At 73.9% G+C, this 19,838-nt stretch carries 14 protein-coding genes; 7 read left to right on the top strand and 7 right to left on the bottom strand.

Annotated elements, in window-relative coordinates:
• The first annotated feature begins 21 nt into the window (after positions 1-21).
• From IEZ20_RS11315 to IEZ20_RS11295, 5 genes are all read left to right on the top strand, one after another.
• A complete protein-coding gene (locus tag IEZ20_RS11315) occupies positions 22-1,785 on the top strand; it encodes a M4 family metallopeptidase (RefSeq protein ID WP_229896018.1) in 1,764 nt (587 codons plus the stop codon).
• A 187-nt stretch (positions 1,786-1,972) separates the two neighbouring features.
• A complete protein-coding gene (locus IEZ20_RS11310; RefSeq protein ID WP_189297145.1) occupies positions 1,973-3,181 on the top strand; it encodes an ROK family protein in 1,209 nt (402 codons plus the stop codon).
• Between the two features lie 37 nt (positions 3,182-3,218).
• On the top strand, positions 3,219-5,021 hold the full coding sequence (locus IEZ20_RS11305) for an alpha-galactosidase D (RefSeq protein ID WP_189297143.1): 1,803 nt from the start codon (positions 3,219-3,221) through the stop codon (positions 5,019-5,021).
• An 11-nt stretch (positions 5,022-5,032) separates the two neighbouring features.
• On the top strand, positions 5,033-7,381 hold the full coding sequence (locus IEZ20_RS11300; RefSeq protein ID WP_189297141.1) for a glycosyl hydrolase family 95 catalytic domain-containing protein: 2,349 nt from the start codon (positions 5,033-5,035) through the stop codon (positions 7,379-7,381).
• Positions 7,378-8,598, top strand: coding sequence for an SGNH/GDSL hydrolase family protein (locus IEZ20_RS11295; protein ID WP_189297139.1), 1,221 nt, complete (start codon positions 7,378-7,380; stop codon positions 8,596-8,598). Before IEZ20_RS11300 ends, IEZ20_RS11295 begins: the two co-directional genes overlap by 4 nt.
• 16 nt (positions 8,599-8,614) lie before the next feature.
• Here IEZ20_RS11295 and IEZ20_RS11290 read toward each other — a convergent pair whose 3' ends face one another.
• The 4 genes from IEZ20_RS11290 to IEZ20_RS11275 all read right to left on the bottom strand — a co-directional run bounded on the left by IEZ20_RS11290 (position 8,615) and on the right by IEZ20_RS11275 (position 15,179).
• Positions 8,615-11,578 carry a helix-turn-helix transcriptional regulator gene (locus IEZ20_RS11290; protein ID WP_189297137.1) on the bottom strand — a complete coding sequence of 988 codons (2,964 nt, stop codon included), beginning with the start codon at positions 11,576-11,578 and terminating at the stop codon, positions 8,615-8,617.
• A 129-nt stretch (positions 11,579-11,707) separates the two neighbouring features.
• Entirely contained in the window at positions 11,708-12,058 is a 351-nt protein-coding gene (locus IEZ20_RS11285; protein ID WP_189297135.1) for a UBP-type zinc finger domain-containing protein, read from the bottom strand.
• On the bottom strand, positions 12,055-13,506 hold the full coding sequence (locus IEZ20_RS11280; RefSeq protein WP_189297133.1) for an ATP-binding protein: 1,452 nt from the start codon (positions 13,504-13,506) through the stop codon (positions 12,055-12,057). Before IEZ20_RS11280 ends, IEZ20_RS11285 begins: the two co-directional genes overlap by 4 nt.
• The gene (locus IEZ20_RS11275) at positions 13,503-15,179 is read right to left on the bottom strand and encodes an NAD(P)/FAD-dependent oxidoreductase (RefSeq protein WP_189297131.1); all 1,677 of its coding nucleotides are present in this window, start codon (positions 15,177-15,179) and stop codon (positions 13,503-13,505) included. Before IEZ20_RS11275 ends, IEZ20_RS11280 begins: the two co-directional genes overlap by 4 nt.
• Before the next feature lie 255 nt (positions 15,180-15,434).
• On the opposite strand from IEZ20_RS11275, the gene IEZ20_RS11270 reads away from it, so the two are divergent.
• Positions 15,435-16,301, top strand: a complete 867-nt coding sequence (locus tag IEZ20_RS11270) for a universal stress protein (protein ID WP_189297129.1) — start codon at positions 15,435-15,437, stop codon at positions 16,299-16,301.
• A 1-nt stretch (position 16,302) separates the two neighbouring features.
• Here the strand turns inward: IEZ20_RS11270 and IEZ20_RS11265 are convergent, their stop codons facing one another.
• From IEZ20_RS11265 to IEZ20_RS11255, 3 genes are all read right to left on the bottom strand, one after another.
• The gene (locus IEZ20_RS11265; protein WP_189297127.1) at positions 16,303-17,577 is read right to left on the bottom strand and encodes a DUF4032 domain-containing protein; all 1,275 of its coding nucleotides are present in this window, start codon (positions 17,575-17,577) and stop codon (positions 16,303-16,305) included.
• Positions 17,578-17,607: 30 nt separating this feature from the next.
• Entirely contained in the window at positions 17,608-18,354 is a 747-nt protein-coding gene (locus IEZ20_RS11260) for an MBL fold metallo-hydrolase (protein WP_189297125.1), read from the bottom strand.
• Between the two features lie 78 nt (positions 18,355-18,432).
• Positions 18,433-19,062, bottom strand: a complete 630-nt coding sequence (locus IEZ20_RS11255) for an alpha-ketoglutarate-dependent dioxygenase AlkB (RefSeq protein WP_189297123.1) — start codon at positions 19,060-19,062, stop codon at positions 18,433-18,435.
• A 134-nt stretch (positions 19,063-19,196) separates the two neighbouring features.
• Between IEZ20_RS11255 and IEZ20_RS11250 the strand changes: the two genes are divergently transcribed.
• Entirely contained in the window at positions 19,197-19,814 is a 618-nt protein-coding gene (locus IEZ20_RS11250; protein ID WP_189297121.1) for a TetR/AcrR family transcriptional regulator, read from the top strand.
• Positions 19,815-19,838 lie beyond the last annotated feature (24 nt).

Below are 19,838 nucleotides of genomic sequence, written 5' to 3'. Positions count from 1 at the left end.
CGTAGACCGCACATACGTACCGTGGCGGTCGCCGTCGCGGTGACGACGGCTGCCACGGGCCTGGCTGGTACGGCCTTCGCGGCTCCCTCCACCGGGGTGGAGCGGTCCGCCGCCTCCGCCGCCTCGAACGCCACGGCGGTGGTGGAGGCGGCGCGCACCGCGGCCTTCGCGCACGCCTCGGCGACCGGCGTCTCGAAGGGCGACGAACTGCACGCCCAGGACGTCATGATCGACCCCGAGGGCGCCCGTCACGTCCGTTTCGTCCGGACCCACAACGACCTTCCGGTGCTCGGTGGCGACCTCATCGTCCACCTCGACCGCGGTCTCGGTTACACGGGCGTGACCCGTGCGGCCGACCACACGGTCAAGCCGGCCGCCGCCCAGGCCAAGCTGACCGCCGCCCAGGCCGCGTCCAAGGCCGCCAAGGCCGCCAAGGGCGACGCGAGCAGCGCCCAGCTCGTGGTCGACGCGCGCGGGGGTGCCTCCGCCCTCGCCTACCAGGTCACCGTCACCGACAAGGACAGCGCCCGCACGGTCGTCGTGGACGCGGTCACCGGCAAGGTGCGCAGCAACACGCCGACCCGGGACGAGTTCCTGTCGCCGAAGCTGCTCGACGCCCTGCGCGAGCGCGGCGAGACCCTCGACCCGGCCACCGGCTCCAGCTCTGGCGCCGACGTCTCCGGCCTGGTCGGCTCCCGCAGCACCGGTGCCGCGGCCTACCCGTCGGCCGCCAAGGGCACCGGCAAGACCCTCTTCGTGGGCACCGTCGGCCTCACCACCACGCAGACCTCGCGCGGCCACTACCAGCTCAAGGACCCGAACCGGTACGGCACCGAGACGCGGGACGCCAAGGGCTCGTACACGGAGAAGTTCAGCGCCGGCTCGAAGCTCACCAACACCACCAACGTGTGGGGCAACGGCAAGACCACCAGCCGGGTCAGCGCCGCCGCCGACGCCCAGTACGGCATCACGAAGACGCTCGACTTCTACAAGAGCACCTTCAAGCGCAAGGGCATCGCGAACAACAGCAAGCCCGCGCAGGCGATGGTCCACTGGGGCAAGAAGGTCGCCAACGCCTTCTGGGACCCGACCTGCAACTGCATGCTGTACGGCGACGGCGACGGCGACATGTTCAAGAAGCCGCTCGTGGTCCTCGACGTCACCGGTCACGAGCTGACCCACGGCGTGGTGGAGGCGACCGCCAACCTGCAGCCGACCTTCGTCGACTCCGACGGCAACCAGTACGGCGAGCCCGGCTCGCTGAACGAGTCGCTCGCGGACATCTTCGGCTCGAACGTCGAGTTCTACGCCAAGAACACGAAGGACACGCCGGACTACCTGATCGGTGAGAAGCTGGGCCTGTCGCAGAAGTTCCTGCGCCGCCTGGACCACCCCTCGCTCGACAAGCTCGAGGGCACCATCGACTACTGGTCGTCGGACACCTACTACACCGAGGTGCACGCCGGTTCCGGTGTCTCGTCGCACGCCTACTACCTCCTCGCCGAGGGCAGCGGCAAGAAGACGATCAACGGCGTCAACTACAACTCGCCGACGTACCACAACATCGCGGTCAAGGGCATCGGCCGGACCAAGGCGACCGCCATCTACTACCGTGCCCTCACCCGTTACATGGTCTCCACGACCGACTTCCACCAGGCGCGCATCGCGACGCTGAAGGCGGCCAAGGACCTGTACGGCGCGAACAGCACCGAGTACAAGACGGTGGACAAGTCGTGGGCCGCGGTCAACGTCACCGCCGCCAACACGCCGAGCGCCCGTCACTGACGCACTCGGACCACACCGGCACCACCGGATGCCCCGCCCCGCGCGGGGCATCCGCATGTCCGGGGATCCCCGGGAGGTCTCCGGAGACCTCCGTGGGTCTCCCGGGCCGTGAGAGCCCCGGCGGTCACCGTAACAGCCGCTGTTTCTTTTATTGACAGCGGAAAATAACGGCCTTAGGTTCCCGGCCATGCGCTCGACCCCGCACGCCGAGACGTTCCCCGCGCACACCCCCGCCACGGCCCAGGTCTTCACCACCGTCCTGTCCCACGGCCCCCTGACCCGCCTGGAGGCCGGCCGCCGGGCCGGACTGTCCCCGGCCGCCGTGACCAAGGCGGTGCGCCCCCTACTGGCGTCCGGATACCTGGTGGAGGGCGGCGGCCCGGAGGAGGGCGGCACCCGCGAGGCGGCCCGCCCCGCCCTCGGCCGGCCCGCCGGCCTGGTCCGGGTCAACGGTGAACGCGCCCTCTTCGCCGGCGTGAAGGCCACCGGGGACGAGCTGATCGCCGTCCTGACGGACCTGTGCTGCCGGGTCCGGCTGGCCCGCCGCGCGCCCCTGCCGGACCGGGCCGCCGGGCCCGCCCTGGCCGCCCTCACCGACCTGGTCCACGAACTCCTCACCCACGCCGCCGAGTCGAGGGCGGCGGTGGCCGGTCTCGGCATCGCCGTGTCCGGCGACGTCGACCGCGCCGAGGGCGTCGTACGCTACTCGCCGTTCCTCGACTGGCGGGACGTGCCGCTCGCCGAACTCGCCGCTACCGCCTGCGGGCTGCCGGTTACCGTCGACAACGACGTGCGCGCGCTGACCGTCGCCGAGCAGTGGTTCGGTGCCGGAGCGGGACTCAGCGACTTCGCCCTGGTGACCGTCGGCGCCGGCATCGGCTGCGGACTCGTGGTCCACGGCCGGGTGGTGGCCGGCGCGCACGGCGTGGCGGGGGAGATCGGCCACCTCGTCGCCGACCCCGCGGGCCCCCTGTGCCACTGCGGCAACCGCGGCTGTGTGGAGGCGATCGCCGGGGACGCCGCGATCGTCGCCCGCGTCCGCGAGGCGACCGGACGCGACGTCCCGGACAGCGCCGCCGCGGTGGCCCTCGCCCACCAGGGGGTCCCCGGCGCCCGCGAGGTGTACGCCCGGGCGGGCGAGGCCATCGGCCGGGGCATCGCCGCCGTCGCCAACCTGCTCGGCCCCGAACGCGTGATCATCTCCGGTGAGGGGCTGGCCGCCTACGACCTCTTCGCCGCGCAGATCCGGCAGGCGTTCACCACCGCCGCCTTCGGATCCGCCGCCCGGTGCGACGTACAGATCCGCCCGCTGCCCTTCGAGGAGTGGGCGCGGGGCGCGGCCGCCACCGCGATCCAGACCTTCATCACCCACGGAACCGGCAGCGGAAAGGGCTGAGCCGCCCCGACCCGAACCCACCCTGGAGGTACGGCCCATGCGGTCACCCTCGTACCCCGTCCTGCCCGCGCGCGGGCTCACGGCCGCCGTCGTGCTGGCCCTCACCGCGGGCCTCACGACGGCCGTCCCGGCCGCCGCGCACACCGGCGGCCCGCCCGGCCCCGCCGCCAAGCCCTACATGGGCTGGTCCAGCTGGAGCATGCAGTCGTCCAAGTACCCCGGCCTCAACCCGGACGGCGACTACAGCTACCTGACCGAGGCGAACGTCCTCAAGCAGGCCGACGCCCTGGCCGCCAGGCTCAAGCCGTACGGCTACACGTACGTGAACCTCGACTCCGGCTGGTGGCGGGACAAGGACTGGAAGCCCGGGTTCGACGCCCACGCACGCCAGCAGGCCGACCCGGTCCGCTTCCCGCACGGCATGAAGGCGGTCGCCGACCACCTCCACGGCCTCGGCCTCAAGGCCGGCATCTACCTTCCCGTCGGCCTGGAGAAGGAGGCGTACGGCGACGGCAAGGTGCCCCTGTGGCACGCCGACGGCTGCACCACCGCCGACATCGTCCACGGCGACCTGCGCACCACCAACGGCTGGGACAGCGCCTACAAGCTCGACTTCGCCAAGCCCTGCACCCAGAAGTACGTCGACTCCCAGGCCCGGATGATCGCCTCCTGGGGCTACGACTTCCTCAAGCTCGACGGCGTGGGCCCCGGCTCCTTCAAGAGCGGCGAGAACTACGACAACGTTGCCGACGTCGCCGCCTGGCAGAAGGCGATCGCCGCCACCGGCCGCCCCGTCCACCTGGAACTGTCCTGGTCCCTGGACATCGGGCACGCCGCCGACTGGAAGAAGTACGCGAACGGCTGGCGCGTCGACACCGACGTGGAGTGCTACTGCAACACCCTCGTCAGCTGGGAGAACTCCGTCGACGACCGCTTCACCGACACCCCCGGCTGGACCAGGCACGCCGGTCCCGGCGGCTGGAACGACCTGGACTCCCTCGACGTCGGCAACGGCGCCATGGACGGCCTGACCAAGGCCGAACGGCAGACCTACGCCACCCTCTGGGCCGTCGCCAAGTCCCCGCTCTACACCGGCGACGACCTCACCCGGCTCGACTCCTACGGCGTGAAGCTCCTCACCAACCGCGAGGTCATCGCCGTCGACCAGGGCGACTCCCCGCCCGCCCGGCCCGTCACCCCCTCCGACCCCCAGCAGGTGTGGGCCGCGAAGAACCCGGACGGCACCCGCACCGTCGCCCTGTTCAACCTCGCCGACGCCCCCGCCGCCGTCACCGCCGACTTCTCCTCCCTCGGCCTCACCGGCAAGGCGTCCGTCCGCGACCTGTGGAACCACGAGAACCTCGGCACCTACACGAACACGATCACCGAGGCCCTGCCCGCCCACGGCTCCCGGCTGTTCACCGTCACCCCGCGCGGCGGCACCCTCACCACCACCGGCTACGAGGCCGAGGCAGCCGCCAACACCCTCGGCGGCCGGGCCTCCGTCACCGACTGCTCCGCCTGCTCCGGCGGCAGGAAGGTCGGCGACCTCTACACCGGCGGCAGCCTCCGCTTCAACGACGTGGTCGTGGACCGGCCCGGCACCTACCTGGTCAAGGTGGCCTACATCAGCGGCGACCCCCGCCCGGTGAACGTCTCCGCCGGCTCCGGCGCCGCCACCCGCCACACCTTCCCCTCCACCGGTGACTGGGGGACCGTCGAGACGGTCAGCGTCCCCGTCACCCTCAAGGCCGGCAGCAACACCGTCACCTTCGACAGCGGCTCGGACTACGCCCCGGACATCGACCGCATCGACGTCCCCTCGTCCCCCCGCCAGTGATCGGACCCGCCATGCAGAAACCGCCCAGCAGACGCGGCTTCCTCACCCTCGCCGCGGCCACCGGAGCCCTCACCGCACTGCCCGCCTTCACCGCCACCGCCGCCCCGCGGCGGCCCACCGCGGTGCCCGCCGCCGACACCCGCCACCAGCTGTGGTGGCGGGCCCCCGCCGACGAGCACACGCTCATCCGGCAGGGCCTGCCCGTCGGCAACGGCCGCCTCGGCGCCCTCGCCACCAACGACCCCGGCCGGGAACTCCTCCTCGTCACCGACGTCACCCTGTGGACCGGCGGCCTCAACGACACCCTCGACGCCGACGGCCAGTTCCCCTACGGCCGCGAGGACTTCGGCTCCCTCACCCTCCTCGCCCGGCTCACCGTCGACCTCCCCGACCACGACCTGTCCGCCGTCACCGGCTACCGCCGCACCCTCGACCTCGCCCAGGGCGTGGTGACCACCTCCTACGTCCACGCCGGCGTCACCTACCGAAGGCAGCTCTTCGCCAGCCGGCCCGACGACGTCATCGTGCTGCACTTCACCCAGAGCGGCGGCGGCCGCCACACCGGCACGATCACCCTCGCCGGCACCCACGGCGAGAACGGCACGGCCGAATCCTTCGCCGGCACCTTCCCCGGCGGCCTGCGCCACGGCGCCGCGATCGCCGCGCACGGCAGCGGCGGCACCGTCCGCACGACCGGCTCCCACCTGACGTTCACCGACTGCCGGGAACTCACCGTCGTCCTCAGCGGCGGCACGAACTACGTCCCGGACGCCGCCACCCGCTACCGCGACCCCGGCCTGGACCCCCGGGCGCTCGCCCGCACCAAGGTCCGTACCGCCGCCCGGCACTCCGCCGGCACCCTGCTGCGCACCCACGTCGCCGACCACCACGCCCTGTTCGGCCGCTTCGCCCTCTCCCTCGGCACCTCCACCGCCGAACAGCGCTCCCTGGACACCTGGGAACGGATCCAGGCCCGCGCCCGCGACGGCGAACCCGACCCCGAACTGGAGGCCGCCTACGTCCAGTTCGGCCGGTACCTGATGATCGCCGGCTCCCGGGACAGCCTGCCGCTCGGCCTCCAGGGGCCCTGGCTCGACGGCAACGACCCGGACTGGATGGGCGACTACCACACCGACATCAACCTCCAGATGAACTACTGGATGGCCGACCGGACCGGCCTCGCGCCCTGCTTCGACGCGTTCACCGACTACTGCGTGGCCCAGCTGCCCTCCTGGACCGACCTCACCAGGAGACTCTTCGACGACCCCCGCAACCGCTACCGCAACTCCAGCGGCCGCAACGCCGGCTGGACGGTCGCCATCTCCACCAACCCCTTCGGCGGCGGAGGCTGGTGGTGGCACCCGGCGGGCAACGCCTGGCTGTGCAACTCCCTGTTCGAGCACTACGAGTACACGAACTCCCGCACCCACCTGGAGAAGATCTACCCGCTGCTCAAGGGAGCCTGCGAGTTCTGGGAGGCCCGGCTCCTGACCACCACCCTGCCCGGCACCGGCCGGGAGGTCAGAATCGCCGACAGCGACTGGTCGCCCGAACAGGGCCCGCTCGACGCCAAGGGAATCACCTACGCACAGGAACTGGTGTGGGCCCTCTTCGGCAACTACCGCACCGCGGCACGTGAGCTGGGCCGGGACGCGGGGTACGCGCGGGCCGTCGGCGCCCTGCGCGAGAAGCTGTACCTGCCCGTGGTCAGCCCCACGACCGGCCGGCTGGAGGAGTGGATGTCCCCCGACGACCTCGGCGAGCCCGCCCACCGGCATCTCTCCCCGCTCGTCGGCCTGTTCCCCGGCGACCGCATCCGGCCCGACGGCTCCACCCCCGCCGACATCGTCAGCGGCGCCACCGCCCTGCTCACCGCGCGCGGCATGAACAGCTTCGGCTGGGCCAACGCCTGGCGCGCCCTGTGCTGGGCGCGTCTGAAGAACCCCGACAAGGCCTACCAGCTCGTCGTGACCAACCTCCGCCCCTCCCACGACGGCGGCAACGGCACCGCACCCAACCTGTTCGACATCTACGAGGCCGGACCGGGCCGGGGCATCTTCCAGATCGACGCCAACCTCGGTACCCCGGCCGCCGTCACCGAGATGCTGCTCTACTCCCGCCCCGGACACCTGGAACTGCTCCCGGCCCTCCCGGACGCCTGGGCCGCCTCCGGTTCGCTCACCGGCGCCGGGGCCCGCGGCGGCTTCCTCGTCGACCTGCGCTGGCGGGACGGGAAACCCACCGAGGTACGGATCCGCAGCGTCGGCGGCACCACGACCTCCGTGGGATACGCAGGTACCTCCCGGACGGTCCGCGTGCGCCCCGGCGAGGCCGTGACACTCCGGGACCTCGTCCGGTGACCGGCAGGTTCGGGCGCTGCCGCCGCATCGCCGCCGCCCTGCTCACCGCCGTCGCCTGCCAGTCCGCGCCCCCCGCCGGGGCCGCCACCCCGCCCGCCACCCCCGCCCCGGCCTTCTGGGTGGTCACCTGGGCGGCGAGCGCGGACCGCATGGGCGAGGGCACGGCCGGCCAGGGCTACCGGCTCGTCGTCCACACCAGTAGCGGCGGCAGCGACCTGCGCGTCCGCTTCACCAACGCCTTCGGCGACCGCCCGCTGACCCTGGACGGCGTCCACGCCGGACTGCGCGCCCAGGGAGCAGCCCTGCGGCCGGGCAGCAACCGCCGGCTCACCTTCGGCGGCGCCCGCACGGTCACCGTGCCCGCGGGCGCCGTCGCCTGGAGCGACCCGCTGCCCGGCAGGGTCCCCGCCGGCACCGACCTGGTCATCAGCCTGCGCACCCCGGACGCGGCCGGCCCGGCCACCGGTCACTGGATGGCGATGCAGACGTCGTACACCGGCCCGGGGGAGCACACCGGCGAGGAGAGCGGCACCAACTGGACGCGGACCACGGGTTCCTGGTGGTACATCGACTCCGTCACGGTACGGCCCTCCCGCCCGGCCGGCGGTGCCGTGGTCGCGCTCGGCGACTCCCTCACCGACGGCTGGCAGTCCACCGCCGACCTCAACCGCCGCTGGCCCGACTACCTCGCCCGCCGTCTGACCGCCGCGGGCGGGGCCGTCCGCGGCGTGGGCAACGAGGGCGTCTCCGGCAACAGGATCCTCACGGACGGCGCCGGGCAGGCCGCGCTGCGCCGGCTCGACCGGGACGTCCTCAGCCAGCCCGGGGTCCGCACCGTCCTCCTCTTCGAGGGCGTGAACGACCTCAAGGCGCACACCGGGGTCACCGCGGCCGACCTCGTCGCCGGCTACCGGGAGATCGCCCGGCGGGCCCACGCGGCGGGCCTGTGCGTCGTGGCCGCCACCGTCGGGCCGTTCAAGGGCTGGCCGGAATGGGACCCGGCCGCCGAAGCCGTACGACAGGAGGTGAACCGGTTCCTGCGCGACAGCCCGGAATTCGACGCCGTCACCGACTTCGACCGCGTGCTGCGCAGCCCCTACGACCCCGAGCGCATGCTGCCGTTCTTCGACGGCGGCGACCACATACACCCCAATGACAAGGGCATGCAGGCCATGGCCGACGCCGTCGGCCTGGACAGCCTGGACTGCGCCCGCTGAACCCGGACCGGCCGGGTCACCCCGTCCCGGCCGGCTCCGACGCGATCAGACCCCGCCGGTAGGCCACCGCCACCGCCTCCGTACGGCTCGCCGCACCCAGCTTGGCGAGGATGTTGGACACGTGCACGCTGGCCGTCTTCCCGGTGATGAACAACTCCTCGCCGATCTGCCGGTTGCTGCGGCCCCGCGCGAGGAGCCGCAGGACGTCCCGCTCCCGCGCGGTCAGCGGAACATGACCGGCGGCGGGGGCCGCGGCCCCGAGGCGGCCCCGGCGGACCAGCGCGTCGACGTCCTCCAGCAGCGGCGCCGCGCCCAGCCCGGCCGCCGTCTCCCGGGCCAGCCGCGCCTGCTCCGCCGCCTCCGCCCGCCGCTCCACCGCCAGCAGCGCCCGCGCGTACCGCAGCCGGCAGCGCGCCTGCTCGTACCCGTCGCCGTAGCCGAACGCGGCGACCGCCCTGTCCCAGGCCGCCGGATCCGGCCCGGACACGACCGTCGCCCACTCCGCCTCCGCCCGGACCAGCCAGGCCTGCCCCTCCGGGCCCTGCGCGAGGCCCTCCTCGTCCCGCCCGGCGGCCTCCCGCGCCATCTCCACCAGCTCGGCCGCCGGCTCCTCCCAGCGGGCGGACTCCCCGTCGGCGCCGCCCCCGCGCCGTGCCTCCGTGACCCGGTCGGCGACCGCCGCCAGACAGAGCGCGGCCAGCCGCACCGTGACGCCCGGCCGCCGTGCCGTATCGCCGCCGAGGGCCGCGACCGTCGCCCGCATCCGTGCCACGGCGCCCTCCGCGTCGCCGTCCCGCGCGGCGGCGTCGGTGAGCACGATCCCGGCGACCAGCGTGCCCATCCAGTCGAACGGCCCCTCCAGCAGCGCCCGCGCCCGGTCCGCCGCGCCGGCGTCACCCCGGGCCAGCGCCACGTACAGCGCGGGGCTCGTCGCGAAGGCGCCGCCCGGCGCGGGCAGCCCGGGCGCGGCCTCGGCGGCCACGCGCAGGCACTCGTCCCAGCGGCCCAGCGTGTACAGCACCAGCAGCTGGAGGTAGCGCAGCTCCAGCGGGTACACCGAGGACAGCAGCCCGGCCCGGCGGGCCCGCTCCAGGCCGTCGGCCAGCAGCGGCAGACACTCCGTCAGGTCCCCGGACTCGACGGCGCCGATCGCCAGGTGGAACAGGGCACGCGTCTCCACCTGCGCGTTCCCGGCGGTGCGGGCCAGCTCCCGGGCCCGCCGCAGCTTCTCCCGGCCCTCCGGGGAGCGCCGGCCACCGCCCTCGACCACCGCCAGGGAGATCAGCAGATCGGCCTGGGCGCCCCGCACGCCCAGCTCCTCGGCGACCCGCAGGGCCCGTCGGCCGATCCGCAGCGCGGTCTCGTCCTCGCCGATCTGGCGGGCCGCCGCGACATGCGTGGCCGCCGCCCACACCCACGTCCGCGACGGCGGCTCGGCGGGGATCATCGCCAGCGCCTCGCTGCTGTAGCGGAACGCCGCCGTCAGGCTGTCCACGGTCAGCAGGTTCCCGGCCAGCGTGTAGCGGACCCGGGCGGCCAGTTCGCCGTCGGTGTCCTCGCCGACCCCGGCGAGCGCCGTCCGGGTCAGCGCGACCGCACGGTGGAACGCGCCGGCGTGGGCCGCGGCGGCCGAGGCGCGCAGCGTCAGCGTGACCCGGTCCAGGCCCTCCCCGGCGGGCCGGACCGACGCGGGCACCGACGGCCACAGGTCCAGGGCGGCCTCCAGGTGCCGCAGCTCCTCGGCGGGCGCGTTCAGCCGCCGGGCGTGGTCGGCGGCCTCCAGACAGGCCGCGAGCGCCGCGGGCAGGTCGTGGCTCTCCCGGGAGTGGTGGGCGCGCTCCGCCGCCGTCTGCGGGCCCCCGCCGTCCGCCGCGAGCAGCCGGGCGTAGGCGCCGTGCAGCCGGGACCGCTCGCCGGGCAGCAGGTCGGCGTAGACCGCCTCCCGGGTGAGGGCGTGCCGGAAGGCGTACGTGCCGTCGTCCTGGGCGAGCAGCAGCTGGTGCCCGACGGCCTCCCTGAGCGCCGCCTCCAGCTCCTCCTCGGGCAGCCCGGCCGCCTCGCGCAGCAGCCCGTCCCGCACCCGCCGTCCGGCCACGGCCGCGGTCCGCAGCACCTGCTGGGCGGTCTCGGACAGCTGCTCGACCCGGATGAGCAGCAGGTCGGCGAGGCCGCTGGGCACCCCGCCCGTCTCCGCGCCGGACGCCGCGAGCAGCTCCTGCGCGTAGAAGGCGTTGCCCTCCGCGCGGGCCACGATCCCGTGCACGACGGCGTCGGGCAGCGGGCGGTCCTCCAGGGCCCGCACCAGCCGGGCGACCTGAGGATCGGGCAGCGGCCGCAGCTCCAGGCGCTCCACGGCGGGCAGCCGGACCAGTTCGGCGAGCAGGGGGCGCAGCGGGTGGCGGCGGTGCAGGTCGTCGGTGCGGTAGGAGGCGAGGATCGCGAGCCGCCGGTCCCGGGCGCCGCCCGCCCGGTGCGGCAGGCCCCGGCTGAGCAGGAAGCGCAGCAGGTCCCGGGAGGACTGGTCGGCCCAGTGCAGGTCCTCCAGGACCAGCAGCAGCGGGGCCACCTCCGCCAGCCCGGCCAGCAGCCCGGCGACGTCCTCGAAGAGCCGCAGCCGCTCGTCCGGCCCGCCGCCCGCGTCCGGGCCGGCGCCCAGCAGCCGGTCCGCCGCGGGATGCGCGGCCATGACGGCCGTGAACCGCTCGTCGGCGGCGAGCGCGCCGAGCATCTCGGTGAACGGCAGGTACGGCAGACCGACGTCCCCGAGGTCCACGCAGTGCCCGGTGACCACGGTGGCCCCGGCCCCCGCCGCCCGCCCGGCGGCCTCGTCCAGCAGCCGGGTCTTGCCGACCCCGGCGTCCCCGGCGAGCAGCACCGCTCCCGCGGCACCGCCCCGGGCACGCTCCAGCACGCCCGTGAGCCGGGCCAGTTCCTCGTCCCGGCCGATCAGCGGCGCTGTGGTGAAGGCGGTCTGTGACACGCCCTCATCCTGCCACGCGGCACCGACAGGGCCCCCGGCCCCGCCGACGCCCACGGCACCCGCACCCCCTCGGCACCGACAAGCCCCCGGGCTCCGGCAGCCGGGCGGACCGCCGTGCCCGCCGCGGACTCAACGCAGCGTCTGCGCCCAGTTCTCCGGCACCCGGCCCGCGGGCCCCGGTGCCGGCTGGTCCTCGGGATGGCTGCCCGGCGGGGCCAGTTCGGGGCCGGAGGTGAACAACTCGTCGGTGGCGTAGTTCCAGAACCAGCCCTCGCCCGGCTCGAAGCTCTGGATCACCGGGTGCCCGGTGGCCCGGTAGTGGGCGGTGGCGTGCTTCGCGGGGGAGTCGTCGCAGCAGCCGATGTGCCCGCACTGCGCGCACCGGCGCAGGTGGAACCACCAGCCGCCCGCCTCCTCGCACTCCACACACCCCGTGCCGCTGGGCGGGACGCTCGGGTCGATTCCGTCGACGTCGTTCATACCGGCTCCTCGTCGGGTGTCTCGGCGGTCAGGGGCAGCAGCACCTGGAAACGGGTGTCGCCGGGCACCGACTCGACCCGCAGGGCCCCGTGGTGCTTGTTGACGACGATCCGCCAGGAGATGTCCAGGCCGAGGCCGGTGCCCTCGCCGACCGGCTTGGTCGTGAAGAACGGGTCGAAGATCCGGTCCCTGATCTCCGGCGGGACGCCCGGACCGGTGTCCCGGAACTCGACCAGCAGCCGCTCGTGGTGGAGCGCCGTCCGCACGGTCAGCGTGCCCTGGCCGCCCGCGCCGTTCATGGCCGAGACGGCGTTGTCCACCAGGTTGGTCCACACCTGGTTCAGCTCGGCCGGGTAGGCGGGCACCGGCGGGAGCGTGCGGTCGTACTCCTTGACGACCTCGATGCCCGGGCCGATCTTCCCCGACAGCATCAGCAGCGTGCTGTCGAGGAGTTCGTGCACGTCCACCACCCGGTACGGGGCCCGGTCCAGCTGGGAGTACTGCTTGGCGGCGTCGACCAGGTGCGAGATGCGGGTGGTGGAGTCCTCGATCTCGCTCATCAACAGCTCGGTCTCGATGGTGTAGTTGAGCCAGCCCACCGCGTTCGGCAGGATCTCCTCGTCCACCGCCGCCGCGACCTGCTCCAGCCAGTCCACGTCGAGCCCGGCCTGCACGAAGGTGGGCGCCAGCTGCCAGCCGTGGTCGATGCCGTGGTCCTCCAGCCAGTCGGTGAGCGTGTCCTCCCGGTCGCTGGCCTCCAGCGGGCTGAGCACCGGGGCCTTCGCCACCCGCTCCGCGGTGCGCTCCTGGATCTCGACCAGGCTCGCCAGCACCTCGCGGGAGAAGGGCCCCTCGGCGATCAGACCGAGCTTGCGCCGCATCTTCGCGACGCGCTCCCGCAGCGTCGCGGTGGCCCGGACCGCGGCCGCCGCCGGGTTGTTCAGCTCGTGCGTGAGCCCCGCCGACAACGAGCCGAGCGCCAGCAGCCGTTCCCGCTGACCGATCATCGCCTGGGTGTTCTTCGTGCCGAAGAACAGCCCCTCCAGCAGGTGCACGGCCATCGGGAACCACTCCTGCATGACGTCCGCGAAGATGTCGGCCGGCAGCACGAAGAACCGCGTCGGCACCGTGACCCGCATGGAGTTGTTGTAGACCTGCCGCACCCGGTCGCCGAGGTAGGCCTGCATCGCGCCCGCGTACACCCCGGGCTGTGAGGTCCGGGTGACCTCCACGTCGTCACCGCCGACCCGGCGGGACAGCACGACCGTGCCCTCGATCATCACGAAGAAGCAGGTGGCCGGGTCGCCCTCGGTGTACACCGGGCCGGGCTGGAACAGCTCCACCCGTCCCTGGGCGCACAGCCGGCCCAACTGCTCGGCGCTCAGCTTCTCGAAGAGGAACAGCGAGCCGATCTCCTGCGGGCTGCACGCCACGATCTGCCCGCTCACGACTGCTCCAGGTACCGGTGGACGAGCATCACGGCCATGGCTCCCTCTCCGACGGCGGACGCGACCCGCTTGGCGGACTCGGCGCGCGCGTCGCCCGCCACGAACACCCCGGGAATGCTGGTCTCCAGGTGGTACGGCGCCCGGTCCAGCTCCCAGCCGGCCGGCGGCCGCCCGTCGGCGGTCAGGTCCGGCCCGGCCAGGATGAAGCCGCGCCCGTCGCGCAGCACGCTGTCGCCGAGCCAGTCCGTCAGCGGGGCGGCGCCGATGAACACGAACATCCACTGCGCGTCGACCTGTTCGGTCTCCCCGGTCACCGCGTCGCGCAGCGTCAGCCGCTCCAGGCGGTCCGAGCCGTGCGCCTGTTCCACGACCGTGTGACAGCGCACCGAGATGTTCGGGGCCTCGTTGATCTGCTGGATCAGGTAGTGCGACATGGACGCCGACAGGTCCGGGCCGCGCACCAGCAGCGTCACCGACTTCGCGCCCCGGGACAGGTACATCGCCGCCTGGCCCGCCGAGTTGGCGCCGCCGACGATGTACACGTCCTGGCCCTGGCAGGAGGCGGCCTCGGTCAGCGCCGAGCCGTAGAACACCCCGCACCCGGTCAGGTCGGAGCAGCCGGCGGCCTCCAGCTGCCGGTACTGCACGCCGGTCGCGAGGATCACGCTGTGCGCGGCGATCGCCGAACCGTCCGCGAACCGTACGACACGGGCGGCGCCGTTGACCTCGAGACCCGTCACCTCGCGCGCGGTCAGGATCTCGGCGCCGAACTTGGCCGCCTGCCGGCGCGCCCGGTCGGTGAGCTGGGCGCCGGAGACCCCGTCGGGGAAGCCGAGGTAGTTCTCGATCCGGGAACTCTGCCCGGCCTGCCCGCCGGTCGCCGACCGCTCCACCAGCACGGTCCTCAGACCCTCGGAGGCCCCGTACACGGCCGCGCCGAGCCCGGCCGGCCCGCCGCCGATCACGATCAGGTCGTAGAAGTCGGCCGTCGGCGTCGTCGCCAGTCCCACGTGCGCGGCCAGCTCGGGCGCCTCCGGCTCGACCAGGACCGTGCAGTCCGGGGTGATCACCAGCGGCAGCCGCTGCCCGTCCTGTCCGGCCGCCGCCAGCAGCCGCCGCCCCTCCGGCTCCTCCACCGAGTACCAGCGGTACGGCACCTGGTTGCGGGCCAGGAACTCGCGGACGTCCGAGGAGCGCGCCGACCAGCGGTGTCCCACCACCTTGGTGCTGGGCACCGGCTTGTAGGCGCTGGTGCGCCAGGCCTGGAGCAGGTCGTCCACGACCGGGTAGAGCTTCTCCTCCGGCGGGTCCCAGGGCTTGAGCAGATAGTGGTCCAGGTCCACCACGTTGATCGCGTCGATCGCCGCGTTGGTGTCCGCGTAGGCGGTCAGCAGCACCCGCCGCGCCCCCGGGTACACGTCGAGGGCCTGCTCCAGGAACTCGATGCCGTTCATCTGCGGCATGCGGTAGTCCGCCAGGATCACGGCGACCAGGTCACCGCGCAGCTTCAGTTCGCGCAGTGCGTCCAGGGCGGACTCGCCGGACTCCGCGCGCACGATCCGGTACGACTCGCCGTAGCGCCGCCTGAGATCGCGGGCGACGGCACGGGAGACCCCCGGGTCGTCGTCCACGGTCAGGATGACGGTCCGCGCGGTGTCGGCGGCCTGTGCCATACGTCTCCCCACCCGAGTGCCGGATCCGCCGGGTCGGTGTCGTGGGGACCACCGCACCGGTACCAGGCCATCGTATGGTCGCCTCCGCGGGTTCCGCTTGCCCGCGGGCGCCCACCGCTTGCCCCACGGTGCCCGGCGGGCGCACCACCGGTCCGGGGAGCCGGCGGGGCGTCCGGGAGGAGAGATCATCGTGACCGGTGCCCGTCGGCGGGCACCAGTACCCGGAGAACCCGGCGACGACGAGGAGGCCCGCGGATGACACGCCCGATCACGGCAGGGGTGGACGGTACGGAGGAGAGTCTGGCCGCGCTGGACTGGGCGGCCCGGGAGGCCGTACGCCGGGAGCTGCCGCTGCGCGTGGTGCACGCCTGGCGGTACGCCGAGGCGCTCGCCGCCGCGGACCGGGACACCCAGCACGGGTGGGTGTCGGAGGGGGTGACGGAGGCCGTGCGGACCGTGGCCGAGCGGCATCCGGGGCTGACGGTGACCACCGACCTGGTCGAGGGCGGTGCCGCGGAGGCGCTGGCCGGTGCGGCGGCCGGGGCCGAGATGCTGGTGCTCGGCTCGCGCGGCCACGGGCCCGTCGTCGGCTTCCTGCTGGGCTCGGTCGGCCAGCAGGTCATCGCGGAGGCGGCCCGGCCCGTGGTCCTGGTGCGCGCCGAGGACCAGCCCGCGGCGGAGGCGGCCGGCCGGGACGTCGTGGTCGGCCAGCACGGCGGCCCGGAGGACAGCGCGGCGGCGCTGAGGTTCGCGTTCGAGACGGCGGCGGCTCGCGGTGCGGCCGTCCGCGCGGTCCGGGCGTGGACGCTTCCCCCCGTCTTCGCCTACAGCCCCGGCTCGCTCAAGCTGCTCGACGACGCCGGCGGCCTCGAACCGTACGAGAGGCAGGCGCTGACCGAGGCCCTCCAGCCGTGGCGGGAGCGGTTCCCGGAGGTGCCCGTGGCCGAGCACGTGGAGATGGGCAGCGCCGGCCAGGTGCTGCTGTCGACGGCCGGCCGGGCCCAGCTGATGGTCGTCGGGCGCCGGGCGCGCCGTACGGCGGTCGGTGCCCGGATCGGCTCGGTCGCGCACGGGGTGCTGCACCACGCCGACTGCCCGGTGGCCGTGGTCCCGCACGAGTGAGCTACTCCGCCCCGGTCGGCTCCAGTGTGGTCCGGGCCCTGGGCAGGACGTTCTCGATGTAGTCCTCGACGGCGGTGTCGAGGCCTATGTCGTGCTGGGCGCGCTCGGACAGGTACCAGCGGTGTTCGAGGAGCTCGTGGTAGATCTCGGCCGGGTCCATGGAGCCGCGCAGCTCTACCGGCACCGCCCGCACGGTGGGCCGGAACACGTCCCGCACCCAGCGGTGGGCCAAGACCTCCGGGCGGGCGGCATGGGGGTCCCCCCTGTTCGAGCGGAGCCGAGAGCTCGGGGGAGGGTCACCCGGGGCGTAGTCGTCCTGGGTGGCCATCCAGCTCTCCAGGTCGTTCAGCAGCCGCCGCGCCTGGTTCTCCTCGGCGTCCAGGCCGGTCAGCCGGAGCAGCTGGCGCTGGTGGTGGCCGGCGTCGACGACCTTCGGCACGAAGGTGACCGTGTCGCCGTTGGAGGAGTGCTCGATCTGCATCTCGGCGACGTCGAACCCGAGGTCGTTCAGGCGGCGGATCCGGCGCTCGATGTAGTGGTACTTGCCCGCCGGGTACACCGAGGTGCGGGTCAGCTCCTGCCACAGCCCCTGGTAGCGGGTGCAGATCTCGTGGCCGAACTCGACCGGGTCGACGGACGGGTGCAGCGCGCCGGACGCCTCCAGGTCCAGCAGCTCGCCGCTGATGTTGACGCGGGCGAGGTCCAGGTCGTAGTCCCGCTGCCCGGGGCTGAGCCGCGGGTGCAGGTCGCCGGTCTCGGCGTCGACCAGATAGGCCGCGTAGGCGCCCGCGTCCCGGCGGAACAGGGTGTTGGACAGCGAGCAGTCGCCCCAGGCGAACCCGGCCAGGTGGAGCCGGACCAGCAGCACGGCGAGGGCGTCCATCAGCCGGTGCATCGTCGCCGGGCGCATGGTCGTCTCGAACATCGACCGGTAGGGCATCGAGCCGCGCAGGTGCCGGGTGACGAGGACCGGCTCCAGCGGGGCGCCGGAGGGGTCGGTGCGGCCGGTGACCACGGCGAGCGGGTCGACGGCGGGGATGCCGAGCCGGTCCAGGTCGCGCAGCAGCTCGTACTCGCGCAGCGCGGGCCGTTCGGCCAGCTCCTTGACGGCGATCACCTCGTCGCCGGCGTGCGCGTAGCGCACCACGTGCCGGGAGATGCCGCGGGGGAGCGGCACGAGGTGGTGCTCGGGCCACTCCTCCAGCGGGGTGTCCCAGGGCAGGGCGAGCAGGAGTGCGGGGTGCTCGGGATTGGTGGCGCTGATCTGCAAGGCCATGGCGGAACCCTAAGGCCCCGCCCGCCGGTTCTAGGAGGCCCGGTCCCGGGCCAGGTCGGCCGCGGCCCGCACCGGACCGCGGTGGACCGGTCCGTGTCCGGGCAGCAGGGTGTCGCCGTCGAGCGCCCCGACCAGCTCCAGCGAGGCCACGACCCGGGCGCGCTCGTGGTGGAAGAAGTCGGGCAGGATCTGCGGGCCCTTGACCCGCGAGGTCGCGTGGCCGCTGACCAGGGCGTCGCCGGAGATGACGATGCCCGCCCCGGGGAGGTGGTAGACGCAGTGGCCGTCGGTGTGGCCGGGGGTGTGCACGGGCACGGGACGGCCCGGCAGGTCCAGCGGGCCCTCGTTCGGGAACGGCGCGGGCGCGGTGACGGGGTTGTGGTCGGTGCCGCCCGCCCGGATCACGTGCACCGCCCACGGCAGGACACCCGGCCGCCAGGCGTTGCGCACCACGTCGCCGATGCCGGCCTGCTGCAGGAAGTCCCGCCGGGCGTGCGGCACCTCGGCCGGGTGCAGGTACACCGGGGTGCCGTGGGCCGCGCGCAGGTACTCGGCCGAGCCCAGGTGGTCGTTGTGCGCGTGGGTGATCAGCACGGCGGCGACCGCCTCCGGGGAACTGCCCACCTCGGCGAGGGATTGCAGGACCCCCTGGCGGTCTCCCGGGTACCCGGTGTCCACCAGGGTGACGGCGTCCCCGTCCTTCAGGATCACCCAGTTGACGTTGTTGCCGTGCACCAGATAGGTGCCGTCGGCGACTTGGTGTACCTCTGCCCGCATGATCTCCCCGAACCCTGTGCGGCTGACCGTCGGGGACAGACAACCAGATGTGCCGGTGTCCCGCACCGGCGGGTCGGGTCAGCGCACGCCCTGCGGGCGGAACTGGATGCTGATGCGCGGTCCGGTGGCCCGGCTCGTCTTCGGGACGCAGTGCTCCCAGGTGCGCTGGCAGGAGCCGCCCATCACGATGAGGTCGCCGTGCCCGAGCGGGCGCCGGACCGCAGTGCCGCCTCCGCCGGCCGGGCGCAGCAGCAGGTCGCGGGGCTCGCCGACGGAGAGGATCGCGACCATCGTGTCCTGCCGGGAGCCCCGGCCGATCCGGTCGCCGTGCCAGGCGACGCTGTCCCGGCCGTCGCGGTAGTAGCACAGCCCGGCGGTGGTGAACGGCTCGCCCAGTTCGCCGGCGTAGTGCCGGGACAGGGCGGTGCGGGCCTCGTCGAGGACCGGGTGGGGGAGGGCGTCCCCGGCCCGGTAGAAGGCGAGCAGGCGCGGGACGGCCACCACGTTGTCGTACATCGTGCGCTGCTCGGCACGCCACGGGACCGCGGTCGCGAGGTGTTCGAACAGGGCGTCGGCCCCGCTCAGCCAGCCCGGGAGCACGTCGATCCAGGCGCCCGAACCCAGCGCGGTCCGGCGCAGCCCGTCGAGCGGGCCGAGCCGCAGCTGGTCGGTCTGGTCGAACAGGGAGCCCTGGAGGTGCGTGGACATGGGCCCAGCGTACTCCTTAATCGAAAACATGTTCCCTTCGATCGTGGTGAGTGCCGGCCGGGGTGCTCCCGCGGCTTTCGATACATCGGTGTATCCGATACATTCGCGTATCGAATCGAGCCGGAGGGGCAGCCATGGACACGGCCAAGCGCGTCACCCGGCGCCGGGTCCGCACCCGCGCCCGGCTGCTCGACGCCGCGTTCGCGGTGTTCGCGGCCAAGGGCTTCGGGCGGGTCTCCATCGAGGAGGTCTGCGAGGCGGCCGGCTTCAGCCGGGGCGCCTTCTACTCCAACTTCGCCACCCTGGACGAGCTGTTCTTCGCCCTCTACCAGGAGCGCGCCGACCTCATCGCCGGCCAGGTCGCCGACGCCCTCGCCCAGGACGGCCCCGACCTGGACGTGCCCGCCTCCGTGGACCGGGTCACCGAGGTGCTGCTGCTCGACGTCGACTGGCTGCTGGTGAAGACCGACTTCCTGGTGCACGCCGCCCGGGACCCGGCCGTCGCCCGGGCCCTCCTCGACCACCGCGCACGGCTGCGCCGGGCGATCGCCGACCGGCTCTCCCGGGCCCGCGGCCACACCGAACTGCCCGCCGTGCTCGGCGACGCGGACGGCGCCGCGCACGCCGTGGTCGCCGCGTACGACGGGGTCACCACCCAACTGCTGCTGGACCGGGACGTCGAGGCCGCCCGGGCCTGGCTCAGGCAACTGCTCACGGCGCTGCTCGGGGGCGGCGGCCGCACCCCCGCCTGAGCACCGGCACGACCCCCCTCCCCG

Source organism: Streptomyces cinerochromogenes, assembly GCF_014648635.1.
Classification (GTDB): domain Bacteria; phylum Actinomycetota; class Actinomycetes; order Streptomycetales; family Streptomycetaceae; genus Streptomyces; species Streptomyces cinerochromogenes.
Note: the sequence above shows the minus strand (reverse complement) of the source record. Positions and strands in the feature narration are given on the sequence as shown.